The sequence below is a fragment of the Arthrobacter sp. CAN_A1 genome, from assembly GCF_015751665.1.
Taxonomy (GTDB): domain Bacteria; phylum Actinomycetota; class Actinomycetes; order Actinomycetales; family Micrococcaceae; genus Arthrobacter_D.
Genome location: NZ_JADOUR010000015.1, coordinates 1 through 17,427, shown reverse-complemented (window position 1 = coordinate 17,427; position 17,427 = coordinate 1). Strand labels below are relative to the sequence as shown.

The window sequence follows — 17,427 nt, the reverse complement described above, 5'->3', positions numbered from 1 at the left end:
GGCCCTCAGTGGGACTTCGCGCGGCGGCCGGTGGCGTGGGATCCGTGGCGGGCCAGCAGGCGAGCTTCCCGCCGTCCCTCCACGAGCCGGTACAGCACCGGCACCAGAATCAGCGTCAAAGCGGTGGAGGAAACCAGCCCACCGACCACCACAATCGCCAACGGCTGCGAGATGAACCCACCCTCGCCGGTCAAGCCGAGGGCCATCGGCGTGAGCGCGAAAACTGTGGCCAGGGCCGTCATCAGGATCGGCCGCAACCGCTGGCGGGCGCCCTGAATGATCGCGTCCTCGACGCTCATCCCAGGGCTGCCGTCATGCGGACGCCGGTACTGGTTGATGAGGTCAATGAGCACAATCGCGTTGGTCACCACAATGCCCACAAGCATCAGCATGCCCACCAGCGACGGGAGCCCCAGGGGAATCTGCGTAATGACCAGCAGGGCAATCGCGCCGGTTGCGGCAAACGGCACCGAGACCAGCAGAATCAGCGGCTGGATCAGGGACTTGAAGGTCGCCACCATGATCACGTACACGATGGCGACGGCGGCCCAGAGTGCCAGGAACAGTTGGGCGAAGGAATCCGCCTGCTCCGCTGACGCCCCACCCAGGGTGGCGGTGGCACCCGCCGGCAGGTCGACTCCGTCAAGGCGTTCAGTGACTGCGGCGGTCAGCGCCCCGAGGTTCTGTTCGGACGGCGTGATGGATACCTGCGCTGTGCGTTCACCGTTGGCACTGGTGACTGACAGGGGCACCTGAACCTCAACGACTGACGCCACCGAGGTCAGCGGAATCGGCCCGGCCGGCGTGGGCAAACTCAGATCCTGTAGCTGCTCGAGACTGGTCAGCTCGGTGCCCTCGCCAATCAGGACCGGATAGTCGGTGGTGTCGAGCCGCACCTGCCCGCCGGGAACCGGGCTGATGCTTCCGCCCAGCAGGCCGGCAATCTGGCCCTCGCTGAGACCGGCCGCGACGGCGGCAGCGCGGTCCACGCTGATCTGCACCTGCGGTTGCGCAGCCGAGAGGTTACTGGTTACATCCCCGGCGCCCTCGACGCCCTGCATGGCCTCAACGACGACGTCGCTCGCCGACCGCAGGTCGTCGGACGTCGGAGCGGTAATGCTGACGTCGATGGTGCTTGAGGTGCCAAGACCTCCCTGCTGGGCGGACAGCGCGAAGGTCCCGACGCCGGTCACCACTTCGAGTTGGTCACGCACGTCATCCTGCAGCTGTTCCTGGTCGGCGTCCTCGGCCGTGATGACCGTGAACGAGGCCACCGACGTCCCACCGGAGAACCGTGTAGCAAACCCGCTGGAGGCATTACCCACGGTCACCTGGACGTCCCGCACCTCGGGGAAGCCGGCCAGCACGTCTTCGGCCTGGGCTGCGGCCGCCACCGTCGTCTCCAGGCTCGAACCCGGCTCAAGAGTCTGGGTGATGCTGAAACTGTTCTGTCCGGTACTTCCGAGCAGGTTGGTCTGCAGGAGGGGAATCATTGCTGCCGTTCCGGCCAGGACCAGTGCCCCGGCGGTCAACGTCCACACCGGGTGCCGCTGGGTGGCGCCCAGCACCGGCAGGTAGCCGCGTTGTAGCCACGATTTTTGCTCAGCCCGGTGTGCCTCCTCCCGCACCGTGGCGGGGTCGACGTCGGACGCCGCCGAGGGCAGGAACCAGTAGGCCAGCACGGGAACAATGGTGAGCGACACGGCGAGCGAGGCCAGCAGCGCCATCGAGACGGTGAGGGCGAACGGCCTGAACAGTTCCCCGGCCAGATCTCCCACGAAGGCAATGGGCGCAAACACGGCAACCGTGGTCAGGGTCGACGCGGTGATGGCCCCGGCCACCTCGCGGATGGCCGTCAGAATGGCGTCCCGTTTGTCCTCCCCGTAGCTGAGGTGCCGTTTGATGTTCTCAATCACCACGATCGAGTCATCCACCACGCGGCCGATGGCAATGGTCAGCGCGCCCAGCGTGAGGATGTTCAGCGAGTACCCGGTGGCCCACAGGCCGATGAACGTCACCAAAAGTGACAGCGGAATCGAGATGGCCGTGACCAGGGTGGACCGGACCGAGAGCAGGAACACCAGAATCACCAGGACGGCGAAGCCGAGGCCGAGGATGCCCTCGGTGGTCAGGTCGCTGATGGAGCGCTCAATGAAGGGCGCCTGGTCAAAGATCACGGTAATTTCGGCGCCGTTTCCCAGTTCGGCTTCCAGCTGGGGCAACAGTTCGCCCACCAGGTTGGAGATCGCCACCGTGTCGCCGTCGGGAATTTTCGTCACGGTCAACGCGAGGGTCTCGGTGCCGTTGGTGCGGGTGACGGAGGTGGCGTCGTCGTCGGCCACCGCGACGTCGGCGACGGACCCGAGCGTGGGCGGCGTGTCTCCGGCCTCGGGGGAGCCGCCCTCCGGCAGAAGGGGGAGCGCCCGGATGTCGTCGAGGGAGGTGATTGGGCTGCCGGCCTGGATGGTGAGGGAGCGGTCGCCGTCGGCCAGGGTGCCCACCGGGATCAGATCGCCGTTGTTCTCCAGCGCGGTCGCGATGTCCCCGATCGTTAGATCGTTGGCGGCCAGCTCCCGCGCGTTGGGGAGGATCGAAATGTACTGACCGGCGCCGCCGCTGACCTCGGCAGCCCGCACTCCCTCAAGTTTCTGCAACCGCGGCACGGTGAGCCGGGCGAGGTCCCCACTCAGTTCGCTCAGCGGCTGATCCGAGGAGACCGCCATGAACACGATCGGCAGGTCAGTGATGCTCCCGGCCAGGGATTGTGGTTCCACATCCTCGGGAAGCAACGGCCGCACCGTGGAGATGGCACGGTCCACCTGTCCGCGTGCCCGGTCCAGGTCGGTCCCGTACGCGAACATCAGGTTGATGGTCGATACCCCGGTGCGGGAGGTGGCCGATGACGACTCAAGGCCCTCCACCCCGCTGAGGGCACTCTCCAACGGCTCGCTCACCTGCTGATCGAGATACTCAGGTGATGCGCCCGGCACCGAGGACAGGACGGTAATTTGCGGGAACTCGAGCGACGGAATGAGTTCCTGCTTGAGCGAGCCCATGGTGATCACACCAAACACTGACGCCAAGATGGTGATGAGTGCAATCAGCGCACGATTTCCCAGGGAGAGCTGAGCCAGACGGAACATGTGCCGCGCCTTCTACTTCTGCCGGCCGGGTCGACGGCTCAGGCGGTGATTACTGGAGCTTCAACACCCGGTCGGTTTGGGACAGGATGTCTGCGGCGAGGGAACTGTTTTCGTTGAGCTTGACGCCGTAGCCGGGGATCATGTCCTTCAGCTTCGGCTCCCAGGCTGACAACTGCTGGGGGAAGCAGCGGTGCAGGATCTCGAGCATGATGGGCGCCGCGGTGGACGCGCCGGGGGAGGCTCCCAGCAGTGCACCGACGGAGCCGTCGGCAGCAGTGATGACTTCGGTGCCGAACTGCAGCACGCCGCCCTTGCCCGGGGCCTTCTTGATGATCTGGACGCGTTGCCCCGCCGTGATCAGGTCCCACTTGTCGCCGTCGGCGTCGGGGATGAATTCGTTGAGGTAGGTGTTCTTCGCCTCGCGGTTCTTCAGCACCTCTGAGATCAGGTACTTGGTCAGCGGCACGTTGTCCTTGGCGACGGCGAGCATGGGTACCAGGTTTGACGTGCGGATGGACCCGGGCAGGTCGAAGAACGAGCCGCGCTTGAGGAACTTGGTGGAGAAGCCGGCATAGGGGCCGAACAGGAGCGACCGTTCGCCGTTGACGTATCGGGTGTCGAGGTGGGGAACCGACATGGGAGGGGCTCCGACCGACGCCTGGCCGTAAACCTTGGCGTTGTGCTGGTTGACGATGTCGGGGTCGCCGCACTTCAGGAACTGGCCGGAGACCGGGAAACCGGCAAAGCCCTTACCCTCGGGGATCCCGGTGCGCTGCAGCAGGTGCAGGGCACCGCCGCCCGCGCCGATGAACACAAAACGGGCGTTCACGGTGCGCGCCTGCCCGGTGGCCCGGTTGCGGACCTTGACTTCCCACCTGCCGTTCGAACCGCGGGAGAGGTCCGCGACGTCGTGGTTGTAGTTCAGGTCAACGCCGGTGGTCTCGAGGTAGCTGGTGAGGCCCCGGGTGAGCGACCCGAAGTCGACGTCGGTCCCGCCGGCCACCCGTGAGGCAGCTACGGGCTGCCCGGCGGTCCGGCCGCTCATCAGCAGGGGAGCCCAGTCGGCGATCGCCGCAGGATCCTCGGCGTGTTCGATGGTCTCGAAGAGTGGCTGGCTCCGCAGCGCCTCGTAACGCTTGCGGAGGTAGGCGGTGTTCTTCTCGCCCCAGACGAAGCTCATGTGCGGTACGGGGTTAATGAACCCTGAGGGGTCGCCCAAATGTCCGCTTTCAACCATGTGCGACCAAAACTGGCGTGAGACCTGGAACTGTTCGTTGATGGCGACGGCCTTGGCGGAGTCAACCGTCCCGTCGGGCCCTGCGGGGGTGTAGTTCAGTTCGCAGAGCGCAGCGTGCCCGGTGCCCGCGTTATTCCAGGGGTCGGAGCTTTCCAGCCCGGCCCGGTCGAGCCGCTCGAACAGGGAGATGCTCCAGTCCGGCTGCAACTGCTTGAGGAAGGCGCCCAGCGTGGCGCTCATGATCCCTCCGCCGATCAGGACGACGTCGGTGTGTTCTGCGGGCATTCCCGCCTGGCTTTTAGCAGTCAACTTCATCTCCAGTGGAAAGGGCGCTTAGCTCTGAAGCGTAGCGTCTGGTCGGTTCCTTGGGTAATTGGCCAACCGTCGTGGTCAGCGCGGTGGTGGGTCATCGGTCGGTTTCGGTGGCTTCCAGGTCGACGTCGGCCAGGTCGATCAGGTTGAACACTTCATTCATCACGGGGCTGACCGGGTAGGTTGTCACCCGCTCGGAGACGGCCAGGGCGGAAATAGGGAAGGCGAGCGGGACCGCCGGCAGTCGGCGGGCAATCTGGTCGCTGATGTCCTGGTAGGCGGCCACCCGGTCCTCGCCGTTGGGCAGCGTGCGGGCGCGATCGATCTTGCTGAACAGCTGGTTGTCGGTGAAGGCGAACTCGTCGGTGGTGGTGCCGAACAGCTGGCCAAGAAAGTTGTCGGGGTCCTGGTAGGTCCCGCTCCAGCCGAGGAGGTGGAACGCGCGGTCGTCGTCGTTCTGGATCGCGTCGAGGTACCCGTCAGCCCACGGGGTTGGCACCGGTTCAATGGTGAAGCCAGCCTCTTCCAGCTGGGTTTGCAGGACCTCGAAAACCCCTTCAGGGGTAGGAAGGTACGGGCGTGAGACGTCGGTCGGGTAGTGGAAAGGAAGGGGCTCCCCGTCGTAGCCGGACTCCTCGAGCAGCTCCCTGGCCAGTTCGACGTCGTAGTCGTAGGTGGTGATGTCCTCATTGGTGACGGCTAGCTTGGGTGGGACAAACTGATTGGCGGGTGCCGTGCCGTTCAGGAACAGGCCGTCGATTACCGCTGGCTTGTCGATGGCGTGGGCAACGGCCTGGCGGAACAGCAGGTTGTCCACGCCGGGGAAATCCTGGTTCATGCCGAGATACAGGATCGAGTAGGGGTCGCGCTGCAGGAGTTGCTGGCCTTCCCTCACCAGGGTGCCGGCGTTGTCCACGGTGACGAAGTCGTAACCGTCGATCTCACCGGTGGTGAGGGCGTCCAACCGATCGTCGGGGCGCGCTAGCGTAGTGAAGACGACGGTGCCGATTTCGCCCCGTTCACCCCAGTAGTCAGCGAAGGAGGTCAGCCGTACCTCGCCCGCTTCCCAGCTGTCGAAGGTGTAAGGGCCGGTGCCCACCGGACTGAGTGCGTACTCCGAGAGCGCGGTGCCGTTGCGTTCTTCAGAGAGCTCATCGGCCGCCAGCCTCTCCAGCGCTCGTGGGGAAGACATGGCGAAGGCGGGCATCGCCAGCGCAGGGATGAACCCGGTCAGGCGACTGTCGAGCTGGATCAGGACCTCGAACTGGCCCAGCGGCTGACAGGACGAGTAGACGGACAGGTCGGGTTCGTCGGAGTAGGCGTTGAACACTGAACCAAACGCGATGGTGTTGTCGGCGGTCCGGGTGTCGGCGGGCAGCGAATACCACCGGTCGAAGTTGGTGCAGACAGCCTCGGCGTTGAACGGTTCGCCGTCGTGGAATTGGACGTCCTCGCGAAGGGTGAAGGCGTAGGCGCGGCCGTCATCCCGTTCCTCCCAGGACGCGGCGAGCAGGGGGACGGGCTCGGAGGTTAGGGGATCGATACCTACCAGGCCCTCAAGCATCTGGCGGGTGATCCGGTAGGACTCGGTATCGGCGACCAGTGCCGGGTCGAGTCCGGTGGGATCGGCTGCTGCGCCGAAGGTGAAGATGGCTTCGGGGTCCTGGGCGGGAGCGGTTGCCGACGGCGTGGGAGCGGACGACGTCGTCGTCGGGGCTGGAAGGGGGGTTGCGCCAGTGCACCCTGCGAGGGTGAGGCCGAGAATAGCTGCCACGGTGCCGCGTGTCGGTCCGGCCCAACGGGACGGTCTGGCAGCAGCGGTCATTGCCCTGGTCTCCTCAGCCGTAGCCGCACACGGCGGAAAATTGATTAGGTTCTCCAGTCTAAATGATGATCACCTTCGCGGGCGGCGACTGGTCGGCGGTCAGCCGCCCACAACGAGGAAAGGCTGGGACCCCGAACACCATGACGGTGCTCGGGATCCCAGCCTAAATAACCCTGGTCCGAGTTAGAGGGGTCGAATCAGGGAGTTGATTACTCGCTAGGAGGCATCAGAACGGTGTCAACCATGTACACGGTTGCGTTCTGGGTCATGACGCCACCGCAGACAACGGCTGAGCCGTCTTCGCCGACAGTGATTTCGTCGCCCATGCCTTCAACGGTCAGCTCTGCACCGTTGACGGTGGTGTGGGTTCCGGCGACCTCGTCCGGGGACAGCTGGCCGGGGACTACGTGGTAGGTCAGGATGCTGGTGAGCAGGTCGGCGTCGGTGCCGAGGGTGTCGATGGTGGCCGCGTCGATCTTGGCGAACGCATCATCGGTTGGTGCGAAGACGGTGAACTCGTCGCCGTTGAGGGTGTCAACGAGGTCGACGTCCGGGTTCAGCTCGCCCGTGACAGCAGCGGTCAGGGTGGTGAGGATCGGGTTGTTCGAAGCAGCGGTAGCTACTGGATCCAGGGCCATGCCGGCAACTGAGCCGTCGCCTTCTGGAACCTGCTCGGCGTAGCCGGCGCAGCCTGGGCCAACCAGGTTAGCGGCTGGGTCCATTTCCTCGGTCATTTCCGACTCAGTGGCTTCGGGGGCAGCCTCGGTGGTGGTCATTTCTTCGCTGGTCGTTTCGGTGGTGGACTCGGCTGCGGTGTCGCCGCCACCGCATGCTGCGAGGCCGAACATGGCCACTGCAGCAACACCGAGGATGGAGAGCTTACGGCTCGTGATGTTTCCCATTGAATTTTCTCCTTCATTGGTGTGACCGGGCGTACTCTGCCGATCAGCTATCTAACGTGTTGAACACATCGTGTCGATGTCTCATAGGTACTTCGATCGTGTGCGAACGGAGGATTGGTGGCTATTCCTGAAATCTTCTACAAGGATAAGAAACCGCGTAAAACCGGGGATTTTTCGGGCTAAATGTGACCCAGCTCCCATTGTCTCGGTGCCCGATTGGGTAACGGAATGGTTACGCTGGCAATGTGGTGAGCTTTGCACCAGCCGAGCGGGACCCCCGGGCAAAAGAAAACACCCCCAGCCGAAGCTGGGGGTGCCTTTTCCACCATGGTGCGCAAGAAGGGACTTGAACCCTCACGTCCGAAGACACTGGATCCTAAATCCAGCGCGTCTGCCAATTCCGCCACTCGCGCGTTCGAAGCTCAGGCAACCAGGCTGCCCAAAACATCAGCCTCCAGTGTACGCGAATCTACTCAACTCCAAGGTCTTTCCTGAGCTTCGCCACGTGACCAGTCGCGCGGACGTTGTACTGGGCCAGGTGCACCAGGCCACCGGGACCGACGACGACGGTCGAGCGGATCAGCCCTTCGTAGACCTTGCCGTAGTTCTTCTTCTCGCCCCAGACACCCCACGCTTCAGCCACCACGTGATCCGGGTCCGACAACAGCGGGAACGTGAGCTCTTCGGAATCGGCGAACCTCTTGAGCTTGGAGACACCATCGGGGGAGACGCCCAATACCGTATAACCGGCAGCGGCCAACGATGCGAGGTTGTCGCGGAAGTCGCACGCCTGGGTGGTGCACCCAGGCGTCGCGGCGGCTGGGTAGAAATAGACGACCACGCTGGTCCCCGCATAGTCCTTCAGGGAGACGGATGATCCGTCGGCACCAGGCAGGGTGAAACCAGGAGCCGTATCGCCCGGTATTAGTCGTTCAGCCATTTCAGTATTCCTTCAGCTATTCTATTCAGTTGCCTTGGACATGGTTGCGCTGACACTTTTCGCAAATCCGTAGCTATCATAAGTAAATAAGGTCGATACGTTTGAAACTACACCCGGCAGCGGGACCAAGATCAACGCCGCACGCCTGTGGGGCGAGAGGAAGTGCTTTCTTTTATGCCGGACCTGGAGCAATGGCCAACCGGTCGCCTGCTGACCACTGCCGCTCGCCTTGTCGAGCATGCGTGGAATGAACGGCTGGTCTCGCTCGGCGTTACGCATGCCGGAGTCATCGCCCTGGGAGTCCTGGAGTCCCAGGGGCCAATGACCCAGGCGAGCATCGCCCAGATCGTGCGGGTCCAGGCGCAGACAATGGGTAAAACACTTTCCCGGCTCGAGTCGCGGGGGCACGTCTCACGCGCGCGGAATGATCTTGATCGCCGAAGTCATATGGTTTCCATAACGGACGCTGGCAGCAATGTCCTGGTGCAGGCTAAAGATATTGAACGTACCCTGATCACCGGTGAAGGTCTGGTCTCAGACGAACTGCGCGACCACCTGCAGGGAGTGATCCGCGAGCTCGGAGCCCCCCGATGGACCTCGAACACCCCTGTTGCGTCGCTGGACGTCGATCCTCGGCCCGACGCGGACCTGCCGCCCGCCGGATTCTCCGATGACCCCGGCGCAGTAGTCGCTGGCGAACGCTAAGCCACAGCATTTCTTGAGGGAGAACTGGTCTGGCCAGATGGCGGGCTAGCCGACGACCTCACCAGACAAGGTCAAGATCGCTGTGCGCCGCGTAGATCAGGCGTTCTGGATCGTCCAGAACGTCGACCGGCCTGTCGCCGCCAAGGTATCCATTGGGCGAGCAGAACCACTGCAGCAGGTGTCTGTCTCTCCACCCTCCCGCGAGCCCGATCACTGCCACCCGCGCAATCATGGGACGTGCCCGGCCGCTCACTGGGTCGAACTGGAATCCCGGATAGAGGACCCGCCCTGCCCTGGTGACCACGCCGAGGATCTGCCGTTTTGCCGCAAGGCAGCCAGCCGGAGGGGAGAGGGGACCCACCTTGTCGTCAACCTCAGAGCCGGTGAGCATGCCGAATTCAGCAGCAATGGAGGCCCAGCGGCCGCGTGCTACCCGCCGACCGATTTCATCGGTGTGTACTTCCCCGAAGGATGCCACCCCGTCCATGGCCATAATGTACTGCTGGGGAGCACTGTCGTCACTCTTGACCGGGAAATGCAACCCAATTGGTACCTAAACCGGTGGGCCGAAGGCCCACCAGTCTAATCGTCTATAGGCCCATATCTCACCTTGACGCGATTCTTGGGTGGGCCGATAATTTAGCTCCCACCTTCTGGGAGCGTCCTTCAGATCCGTACGCTGGCTTCTGGACGCTGATCATCATGCTCGCGAGCATCGATGCACTTCGGTCAACCAGCCGCTAGACAAGCGCCGAAGGGGGCTAAGAAAGCGGTAGAGGTAGTTAGGCGGCGCCCGGTGGTTTTGCCGGATTTCCGGTAAATCCACCGACCTTCCGCAAGCGGGGCTTACGGGTCTTTGTTCAAGCGTCTGCCCCGGCCATAGATGATGTGGTTTATAAAGTTGGAGCGGACAATGTACAAACGAAGAGTGAAAGTGACGACCATGGTCTTGGCGACTCTGCTCGTCGGAGGATTGGCGCCGGGTGTCGCCTCAGCACAGGGTGGCTCGCCAGGTGCTCCTGACGGTCAAGAGTTGGCGGTCGACATTCGGCAAGCTACCGCCCAGTATCACCTGCTGGATAAGGCATTGGCCGACGGATATGAGGCTGTAACCCCTTGCATTGAGGTGCCAGGTGTTGGTGGAATGGGAGTGCATTTCCTTAAGCCCGGGCTGCTTGACGCTATAACAGATCCGGCACAGCCCGAGGTTCTGGTGTACATGCCCAATAAGGCAGGTAAGTATCGTTTGGTTGCTGCTGAGTTCCTGTCGACAGCTGAACAGGCCCCGGTGGTCGATGGCATAGTGTTTGATGCTGAGGTAGATCCCGGGGCATATTCTTTCACCCTCCACGCGTGGGTGTGGAAGCACAATCCTGCTGGTATGTACTCCGCTTTCAATCCCGCGATCGGATGCCCGTGAGAATGACTGAGGGAAGTCCTCTGTAAAAAAATACCGCCCACTTGGTCGCAACCTGGTGGGCGGTATTGGTGTGTCTGTGCACCCCTCGGGACTTGAACCCGAAACCCTCTGATTAAGAGTCAGATGCTCTGCCAATTGAGCTAGAGGTGCATGTTGATTCGGCCCATTGGGCCAACCGCAACAGCATGAAACTCTACCAGCACTTCGGCTGAAATCAGAAATTGATCCTCCACGGCTCGATTAGCGGGTGGTTACCGACAACACCCGGGAATCGTCCCCCTCATTGGTGGCAATCCACAGTGCGCCGTCGGGCCCTTCGATCACGTCGCGCAGCCGCCCGTGCTGGCCGTCGAAATGGCTGACCGGCGTTCCGGCCGTCCCGGCTGCAAGCGGCACCTGCCACAGCCGTTCACCGCGCAGGCCGCCGATGTAGGCGACGTCGTCAATGATCGCCATACCGCTCGGGGAGGAGGTGGCTGTCGATGGCCACACCACCTGGGCATCGATGAACCCGTCGGCGCCAGGGGCGCCCGTCACCGTGGGCCAGCCGTAGTTCCCGCCGGGTTCAATCAGGTTCAGCTCGTCGTCGATTTCGGGGCCGAATTCGCTGGCCCACAGCCGGTCCGCCGAGTCCCATGCGAGGCCCTGGACATTCCGGTGCCCGAGGCTGTAAACGGGGGAGTCCTCCAGCGGGTTGCCGGGCGCCGGTTCGCCGTCGGCCGTGATGCGGAGGATTTTGCCGCCCAGGCTCGCCGGGTCCTGAGCTGAGGAGTCCTGCCCGGCGTCACCGGTGCCGACGTACAGGTATCCGTCAGGTCCAAACTTGATCCGTCCGCCATTGTGGATGTTGGCCTTCGGCAGGCCGGTCAGCACCTCCACTGGCTCGCCCAGACCGTCCACGTTGTACTCGAGGCTGACCACCCGGTTGTCGGTCGGCCCGGTGAGATAGGCAAACAGGCGGGGATCAGTGTCGAAGTCGGGGCCGATCGCGAGGCCGAGCAGCCCGCCTTCGCCCGCAGCGGCGACTTCGCCGCCGAGGCTGCCGATCGTTGTGGTCGTCCCGTCGACGATCCGTTTGATCTCGCCGGACTCCCGCTCGGTGACGAGCAGCGACCCGTCGGGCAACGCCGCCATCCCCCACGGCACGGTGAGGTTCTCCGCGAGATTCTCGGCGGAGGAGAGATCGGGTACTGATGTCGGCGGTGTAATGGGCGGCGCTGGGGTGGCCGACGTCGTGCCCCCGGCCACGATGGGTGCGGGTTCAGGGCCGGTGCACGCGCTCACGCCGAGTAGCAGCGGGACCGTCAGAAACGCGATGGTGAGCTGTCGGTTAGTCAGCATGGCGGGCTACTCCTCGATCCGGCGACCCTGCGGGTCGGGGTCGTCCGATGCCGGGGGAATCGGCGTCGGCCTCGATCCATCGGTGGTCTGGCCGCCGTAACCGGGGGTTGCGCGGAAGCGGAACCACCAGACGGCGCCAACGACGACGACGATCAGCAGTACCCAGAGCAGTGCATCCACGAGACGACCCCCTTCCCGATGCCGCAAACCGGCTGCCTTCGACGTTACGGCCACGCTTCGCGGGTGTCCACCGCTGCAGGGCTTCCAACCCAACGGGAGGCTAGGCTCTATCGAATGGACAAGATCACCACCGTTTCGGTGCCCAGTGTGGAAATGTTCGATGCGCTGCAGCCGGCGCCCGCAGGCATTTCGCTGGTGGTGTGGGACTTCGACGAGGGCCCGGTGGGAGCGGAGCTGGCTGACATTGATGCAGCGGTTCTGCCGTACATGTCGTCGCCCGATCAGTTCGCCGACGCGGTGCGGAGCGCTCCCAACCTGCGTCTGGTGCAGACCCAATCCACCGGCTATGAGGGCATTCCCGAACTGGTCGGCGACGACGTCGCCGTCGTCAGCGCCGCGGGGGTTCACGCCGCTGCGACCGCCGAGCTGGCGATCGGTCTGGCGATTGCCTCGCTCCGGGGTATTGACGACGCCGTGCGCAACCAGACCCTCGGCCAGTGGAAACCAGCGCGCTACCAGGGCCTCGCCGATCGCAAGGTGCTGCTCGTCGGGGTGGGAGGGATCGGCGTCGAGATTGCGCGCCGGCTCGCACCCTTCGAGGTCGAGCTGACCCGGGTGGGCAGTTCAGCCCGCGACGACGAGTGGGGGCACGTGCATGGCACCGACGAGCTGGTGGCGCTCGCCGGACAGGCCGAGGTGCTGATTGCCATCACCCCGCTCACCGATTCCACCCGTGGCCTGATCAACGCCGAGGTGCTGGCGGCCATGCCCGACGGCGCCCTGGTGGTCAACGTTGCCCGCGGTGCAGTGGTCGACAGCGAGGCGTTGACCGCGGAGGTCGTCTCGGGCCGGCTCTCGGCGGCACTTGATGTGTTCGATCCGGAACCCGTTCCGGAGGGTCATCCGCTGTGGTCGGCCAGTGGGGCCCTGATCACCCCGCACAGCGGAGGCAACACCGGCGCCTTCTGGCCACGCATCATCAAGCTGCTGAAGCGGCAGCTGGACTGCCTGGCCACCGGCAAGGAACCGGAGAACCTGGTGCAGCGAGGGTCCCTGTTCAGCTGATCCTCGGTGCTCTCAGCCCATCGCGATGAACGCGGTCATGAAGGCACTGAAGTCCTGGTGGTCATCCCGTTGATCGATCATCAGCCGGGAGTGCGGGCCTGAGCTGAAGCGCGCTTCAGGCTGGACGCCGAACCGGAAGGTCCGCCCGGTGCTGGTACCAACCTCAAAGAAGCCGCCGGCGAGGCGCAGGGCATGCGACAGGTTGGTCATGTTGATCTCCACCGGCACCCCCGCGCCGGCCAGCGTCTGCGCGTCGACGGGGGCAATCATGATCTCCGTGGGCTTCCACCGGTAGCCCACCACGTAGTACCGGGGGCTGACCACGCGGGCGCCGTCCGGCTCCCGGTGTTGATAGCGTTCGTTGGCCGCGAAGACCAGGTTGTAGTCGCCGTAGTTGGGGATCTGCGAATCGAAAATCTTCCGCAGGCTGTCCTTGAGTTGGTCGCTATCGGGGGCCTGGTCTGGCGGTTCCGGCAGGGCAGGGTCCGATGGAGGCGTCGACATAGTGCCAAGTTTACGTGCCCGGTTCTGAGTGCGAGGGTCCAACGGCAGGTTGGTGAGCACCCGCGAAGCCCCGGATTGCAGGTAACCGGGGCCGACGGCGTCGGGCAGGAACTTCGCGCGGGCGGCGCGCCGATCCCGTAACAGGCCGGTCATATGGAAGTGAAGTGAATCCGCGTACGCCTAGACTTTGACCCATGAGCATGGAAACAACCCCAGATATCAAGCCGCGAAGCCGGGCCGTCACCGATGGATTCGAGCGGGCTCCGGCCCGCGGAATGCTCCGGGCAATTGGGATGGGCGATGACGATTTCGCCAAGCCGCAGGTCGGCGTCGCGAGCTCCTGGAACGAAATTACTCCCTGCAACCTGTCGTTGAACCGGCTGGCTCAGAGTGCCAAGGAAGGCGTGCATGCGGCGGGCGGTTTCCCTATGCAGTTCGGCACCATCTCCGTCTCCGACGGAATCTCGATGGGCCACTCCGGCATGCATTTCTCGCTGGTGTCGCGCGAAGTGATTGCCGATTCGGTGGAGACCGTGATGGAGGCCGAGCGGATCGACGGGTCGGTGCTGCTGGCCGGCTGCGACAAGTCACTGCCCGGCATGCTGATGGCCGCGGCACGGCTCAACCTGGCGAGCGTCTTCCTGTACGGGGGGTCGATCATGCCGGGCTGGGTGAAGCTAGAGGATGGCACCGAGCGGGAAGTCACCCTGATCGACGCGTTCGAAGCCGTGGGCGCGTGCGCCGCCGGAAAGATGAGCGAAGAGGACCTCACCCGCATCGAGAAGGCAGTCTGCCCCGGTGAGGGCGCGTGCGGTGGCATGTACACCGCTAACACCATGGCCTGCATCGGCGAGGCGCTGGGCATGTCCCTGCCGGGCTCCGCTGCGCCGCCGTCGGTCGATCGGCGTCGGGACGAGTTTGCCCGCAAATCGGGAGAGGCAGTGGTCAATTTGCTGCGCCTCGGCATCACCGCCCGCGACATCATGACCCGCAAGGCGTTTGAGAACGCCATCGCCGTGACCATGGCCTTTGGCGGGTCGACCAACGCTGTGCTGCACCTGCTGGCGATTGCCCGCGAGGCCGAGGTTGAGCTCACCCTTGATGACTTCAACCGCATCGGGGACCGGATTCCCCACCTCGGAGACCTGAAGCCGTTCGGTCGCTACGTGATGACCGACGTCGATAAGGTGGGCGGCGTCCCCGTCATCATGCGTGCGCTGCTCGACGCCGGGCTGCTGCACGGCGACGTGCTGACAGTGACCGGAAAGACCCTCGCCGAGAACCTTGCGGCCATCAATCCTCCGGACCTCGACGGCAAGATCCTGCGCGCACTCGACAACCCGATCCACGCCAACGGTGGCATCACCATCGTGAAGGGTTCGCTGGCCCCGGACGGCGCGGTGGTCAAGACCGCAGGGTTTGACGCCGAGGTGTTCGAAGGGACCGCCCGCGTGTTCGAGCGTGAACAGGGAGCGTTGAAGGCGCTCGCCGACGGCGAAGTGAAGGCCGGCGACGTCGTCGTTATCCGCTATGAAGGCCCCAAGGGCGGTCCGGGGATGCGGGAGATGCTGGCGATTACCGGTGCAATCAAGGGCGCTGGCCTGGGCAAAGACGTGCTGCTCCTGACCGACGGCCGCTTCTCCGGTGGCACCACCGGGCTGTGCATAGGGCATGTCGCACCGGAGGCTGTCGACGGCGGCCCGATCGCCTTTGTGAAGGATGGCGACCGGATCCGTGTCGACATTCCGAACAAGTCCTTTGACCTCCTGGTGGACGAGGCCGAACTGGAAAGCCGGAAGGTCGGCTGGGAGCCGCTGCCGGCGATCTACACCAAGGGCGTGCTGGCGAAGTACGCGAAGCTGGTGCACTCGGCTTCCGAGGGTGCCTACTGCGGCTAGCCCGCCCCGCCCGCCCCGCCCGCCCCCGCTAACCCCTAGGTGTACTGGGTCAGTACGTTGGTTACACGGTGAATGGGTGAAGACCTCTTAGGTTGGTGGTTACCACAACTGCCAACTGAATCTAAGAGGTCTTCATGTCCCACCGTAATGCCCGCCTGACTCCGACTGGTAGGCGGATCATCATCGAACGTGTCCTCGCTGGCCGTCCCGTTGCTCACGTCGCTAAGGAAATGGGTATCTCCCGGACCTGCGCGCACCGTTGGTTGAATCGCTACCGCGCTCATGGGTGGGACGGGTTGAAAGATCGCAGTTCCCGTCCGGGGTCCTGCCCGCACGCCACCTCCACGACGGTTGTCGCCGATGTCCTCGCGCAGCGTCTGGAGCACCGTGAGGGGCCGGTGGACCTGGCACGACGTTGCGGGGTCAGCGCTCGGACGGTGTCACGGATTCTGGCGCGGGCAGGTATGCCCAGGCTGTGGGAGCTCGACCCCGTCACCGGCGCCCGGATCCGCAGCTCCCGTGCTACCAATCACCGCTATGAACGTGACGCCCCTGGGGATATGATCCACGTCGACGTGAAGAAACTCGGCAGGATCCCCGATGGCGGCGGATGGAGGGCAGACCCGGAACAGAGCCGGGCGAACCACGCCACCGGCCACCAAAGAGTCGGGTTCGATTACGTGCACGTCGCCGTCGATGACTACTCCCGCTTGGCCTACGCCGAAGTGCTACCTGATGAGAAGGGGGCCACCTGCGCCGGGTTCCTTTCCCGGGCAGCAACGTTCATGGCATCCCACGGAGCGCCAGTGCAACGAGTAATGACCGATAACGCGTTCGCTTACCGGCTCTCCACAGACTTCCAGCACGCACTGACCAAACTGGACGCCAAGCACATCCTGATCAAACCCCGCCAACCATGGCAGAACGGTAAAGCAGAACGCTTCAACCGCACCCTGCAGGAAGGCTGGGCCTATCGCCAGCCCTTCACTTCAAACCAGGACCGCACCAACGCCCTGGAACCATGGCTAAACTTCTACAACAACCACCGGCCCCACGGCAGCCTCGGAGGCAAACCACCCATCAGCAGGTGCAACCAACCTACTGACTGAGTACAACTAGGGCTCGCTCAACCCCTTTCGTCGAAGAGTGAGCTCTGGTTGGTCGGCGGCCTGTTGTGTCTCACTCTTCGGCGAAGGGTGCTGAAGAGCGCTCGGGACCCGTATCGGTTCCCAAAAAACTTGGAAAAAGATTTCTCAAGCACCCCAGTTAGCCCCTTAAAATGTCGGTGCTCGGTGATGGAATGGGGGTATGAAAAGCAGGACAGCTTCTTCTACTGGAACGGGATTCTTTCCCGGTTCGGGCGCGGATTCCGGCTCGGCAAGCGGGTCTGCGGATACCGGTGCGGACACCTCGGCGGGGGCTTCCAGCGGGTCCTCGGACGGGACGCGGGGCGGAACGTCGGGCCGGACATCGGGTGGTTACGGTGCTGGTGGCCCCTTGGGTGTCGACGCGGTGTGGGCTTCCCCTCCCGTGCAGGCGCCGGAGCCCGGACCTGAGGCCGCTTCCCCCGGTTCCGGGGCGGGTTCCCGTGATGGCGGTCGTAGTGATGCTGATGCCCAGACACACCTCGTTGGGGAACCGTCGGTGTTGTCGGGCCGGGTGGCGGTCACGGCGATGGCCGCCCTGGACCCGGGGCAGACGCTGGGGGTGTTGAAGGATCTGGGACGGTTGCGGTCCTGGGTTGATGCGCAGGAAGCCAAAGCGGTCACCCACCTTCACGACCTCACCGCGGACGCGCATCCCTTTGTTTCGGATGGGGGCCGGGTCCGGGCCCTGGCCGCGGCGGAACTCGCTGCTGCTACCTTGGTGCCGGAGGTGACCGCGGGGATCCTGATCGATCATAGTGATTTGCTGACCCGGGACTTCCCGACCACCCTGGCGGCGTTGGAGGAGGG

The 17,427-nt window shown here is 64.1% G+C and carries 14 protein-coding genes, 2 tRNA genes and 1 pseudogene; 6 read left to right on the top strand and 11 right to left on the bottom strand.

Annotated features, from left to right (window positions below; all coding sequences use genetic code 11):
- Positions 1 to 5: 5 nt before the first annotated feature.
- The 6 genes from IWX62_RS14345 to bcp all read right to left on the bottom strand — a co-directional run bounded on the left by IWX62_RS14345 (position 6) and on the right by bcp (position 8,359).
- Positions 6 to 3,143, bottom strand: coding sequence for an efflux RND transporter permease subunit (locus IWX62_RS14345; RefSeq protein WP_196842092.1), 3,138 nt, complete (start codon positions 3,141 to 3,143; stop codon positions 6 to 8).
- Positions 3,144 to 3,192: 49 nt separating this feature from the next.
- Positions 3,193 to 4,695, bottom strand: coding sequence for a malate:quinone oxidoreductase (locus IWX62_RS14340; protein WP_196842091.1), 1,503 nt, complete (start codon positions 4,693 to 4,695; stop codon positions 3,193 to 3,195).
- 91 nt (positions 4,696 to 4,786) lie between these two features.
- Positions 4,787 to 6,517 (bottom strand): ABC transporter substrate-binding protein, encoded by a 1,731-nt coding sequence (locus IWX62_RS14335; RefSeq protein WP_196842090.1) that lies wholly within the window; start codon positions 6,515 to 6,517, stop codon positions 4,787 to 4,789.
- A 209-nt stretch (positions 6,518 to 6,726) separates the two neighbouring features.
- Positions 6,727 to 7,419 (bottom strand): fasciclin domain-containing protein, encoded by a 693-nt coding sequence (locus tag IWX62_RS14330; protein ID WP_196842089.1) that lies wholly within the window; start codon positions 7,417 to 7,419, stop codon positions 6,727 to 6,729.
- A gap of 328 nt (positions 7,420 to 7,747) precedes the next feature.
- Positions 7,748 to 7,832 (bottom strand) — tRNA-Leu (locus IWX62_RS14325).
- A gap of 56 nt (positions 7,833 to 7,888) precedes the next feature.
- A complete protein-coding gene (bcp, locus tag IWX62_RS14320; protein WP_196842088.1) occupies positions 7,889 to 8,359 on the bottom strand; it encodes a thioredoxin-dependent thiol peroxidase in 471 nt (156 codons plus the stop codon).
- 174 nt (positions 8,360 to 8,533) lie between these two features.
- Here bcp and IWX62_RS14315 point away from each other — a divergent pair, with 174 nt between their 5' ends.
- Positions 8,534 to 9,064 carry a MarR family winged helix-turn-helix transcriptional regulator gene (locus IWX62_RS14315; RefSeq protein ID WP_333483444.1) on the top strand — a complete coding sequence of 177 codons (531 nt, stop codon included), beginning with the start codon at positions 8,534 to 8,536 and terminating at the stop codon, positions 9,062 to 9,064.
- 58 nt (positions 9,065 to 9,122) lie between these two features.
- On the opposite strand, the gene IWX62_RS14310 is transcribed toward IWX62_RS14315, so the two are convergent.
- Complete coding sequence (locus IWX62_RS14310; protein WP_196842087.1) at positions 9,123 to 9,551, bottom strand: hypothetical protein; 429 nt, start codon at positions 9,549 to 9,551, stop codon at positions 9,123 to 9,125.
- Positions 9,552 to 9,992: 441 nt separating this feature from the next.
- On the opposite strand from IWX62_RS14310, the gene IWX62_RS14305 reads away from it, so the two are divergent.
- Positions 9,993 to 10,484, top strand: a complete 492-nt coding sequence (locus IWX62_RS14305) for a hypothetical protein (protein ID WP_333483443.1) — start codon at positions 9,993 to 9,995, stop codon at positions 10,482 to 10,484.
- Between the two features lie 77 nt (positions 10,485 to 10,561).
- Here IWX62_RS14305 and IWX62_RS14300 read toward each other — a convergent pair.
- The 3 genes from IWX62_RS14300 to IWX62_RS14290 all read right to left on the bottom strand — a co-directional run bounded on the left by IWX62_RS14300 (position 10,562) and on the right by IWX62_RS14290 (position 12,005).
- Positions 10,562 to 10,634: transfer RNA gene (locus IWX62_RS14300), tRNA-Lys, on the bottom strand.
- A gap of 90 nt (positions 10,635 to 10,724) precedes the next feature.
- Positions 10,725 to 11,825 carry a PQQ-dependent sugar dehydrogenase gene (locus IWX62_RS14295; RefSeq protein WP_196842086.1) on the bottom strand — a complete coding sequence of 367 codons (1,101 nt, stop codon included), beginning with the start codon at positions 11,823 to 11,825 and terminating at the stop codon, positions 10,725 to 10,727.
- Positions 11,826 to 11,831: 6 nt separating this feature from the next.
- Positions 11,832 to 12,005: a hypothetical protein gene (locus IWX62_RS14290; protein WP_196842085.1), complete on the bottom strand. Its 174-nt coding sequence runs from the start codon at positions 12,003 to 12,005 to the stop codon at positions 11,832 to 11,834.
- Between the two features lie 114 nt (positions 12,006 to 12,119).
- Here IWX62_RS14290 and IWX62_RS14285 point away from each other — a divergent pair, with 114 nt between their 5' ends.
- Positions 12,120 to 13,070, top strand: coding sequence for a 2-hydroxyacid dehydrogenase (locus IWX62_RS14285; RefSeq protein WP_196842084.1), 951 nt, complete (start codon positions 12,120 to 12,122; stop codon positions 13,068 to 13,070).
- 12 nt (positions 13,071 to 13,082) lie between these two features.
- On the opposite strand, the gene IWX62_RS14280 is transcribed toward IWX62_RS14285, so the two are convergent.
- Positions 13,083 to 13,727 carry a hypothetical protein gene (locus tag IWX62_RS14280; protein WP_333483442.1) on the bottom strand — a complete coding sequence of 215 codons (645 nt, stop codon included), beginning with the start codon at positions 13,725 to 13,727 and terminating at the stop codon, positions 13,083 to 13,085.
- Positions 13,728 to 13,768: 41 nt separating this feature from the next.
- On the opposite strand from IWX62_RS14280, the gene ilvD reads away from it, so the two are divergent.
- The 3 genes and pseudogenes from ilvD to IWX62_RS14265 all read left to right on the top strand — a co-directional run.
- Positions 13,769 to 15,472: a dihydroxy-acid dehydratase gene (gene ilvD / locus IWX62_RS14275; RefSeq protein WP_196842083.1), complete on the top strand. Its 1,704-nt coding sequence runs from the start codon at positions 13,769 to 13,771 to the stop codon at positions 15,470 to 15,472.
- Between the two features lie 134 nt (positions 15,473 to 15,606).
- On the top strand, positions 15,607 to 16,581 hold the full coding sequence (locus IWX62_RS14270) for an IS481 family transposase (RefSeq protein WP_196842082.1): 975 nt from the start codon (positions 15,607 to 15,609) through the stop codon (positions 16,579 to 16,581).
- A 388-nt stretch (positions 16,582 to 16,969) separates the two neighbouring features.
- Positions 16,970 to 17,427: pseudogene (locus IWX62_RS14265) on the top strand (hypothetical protein); the annotation flags it as partial.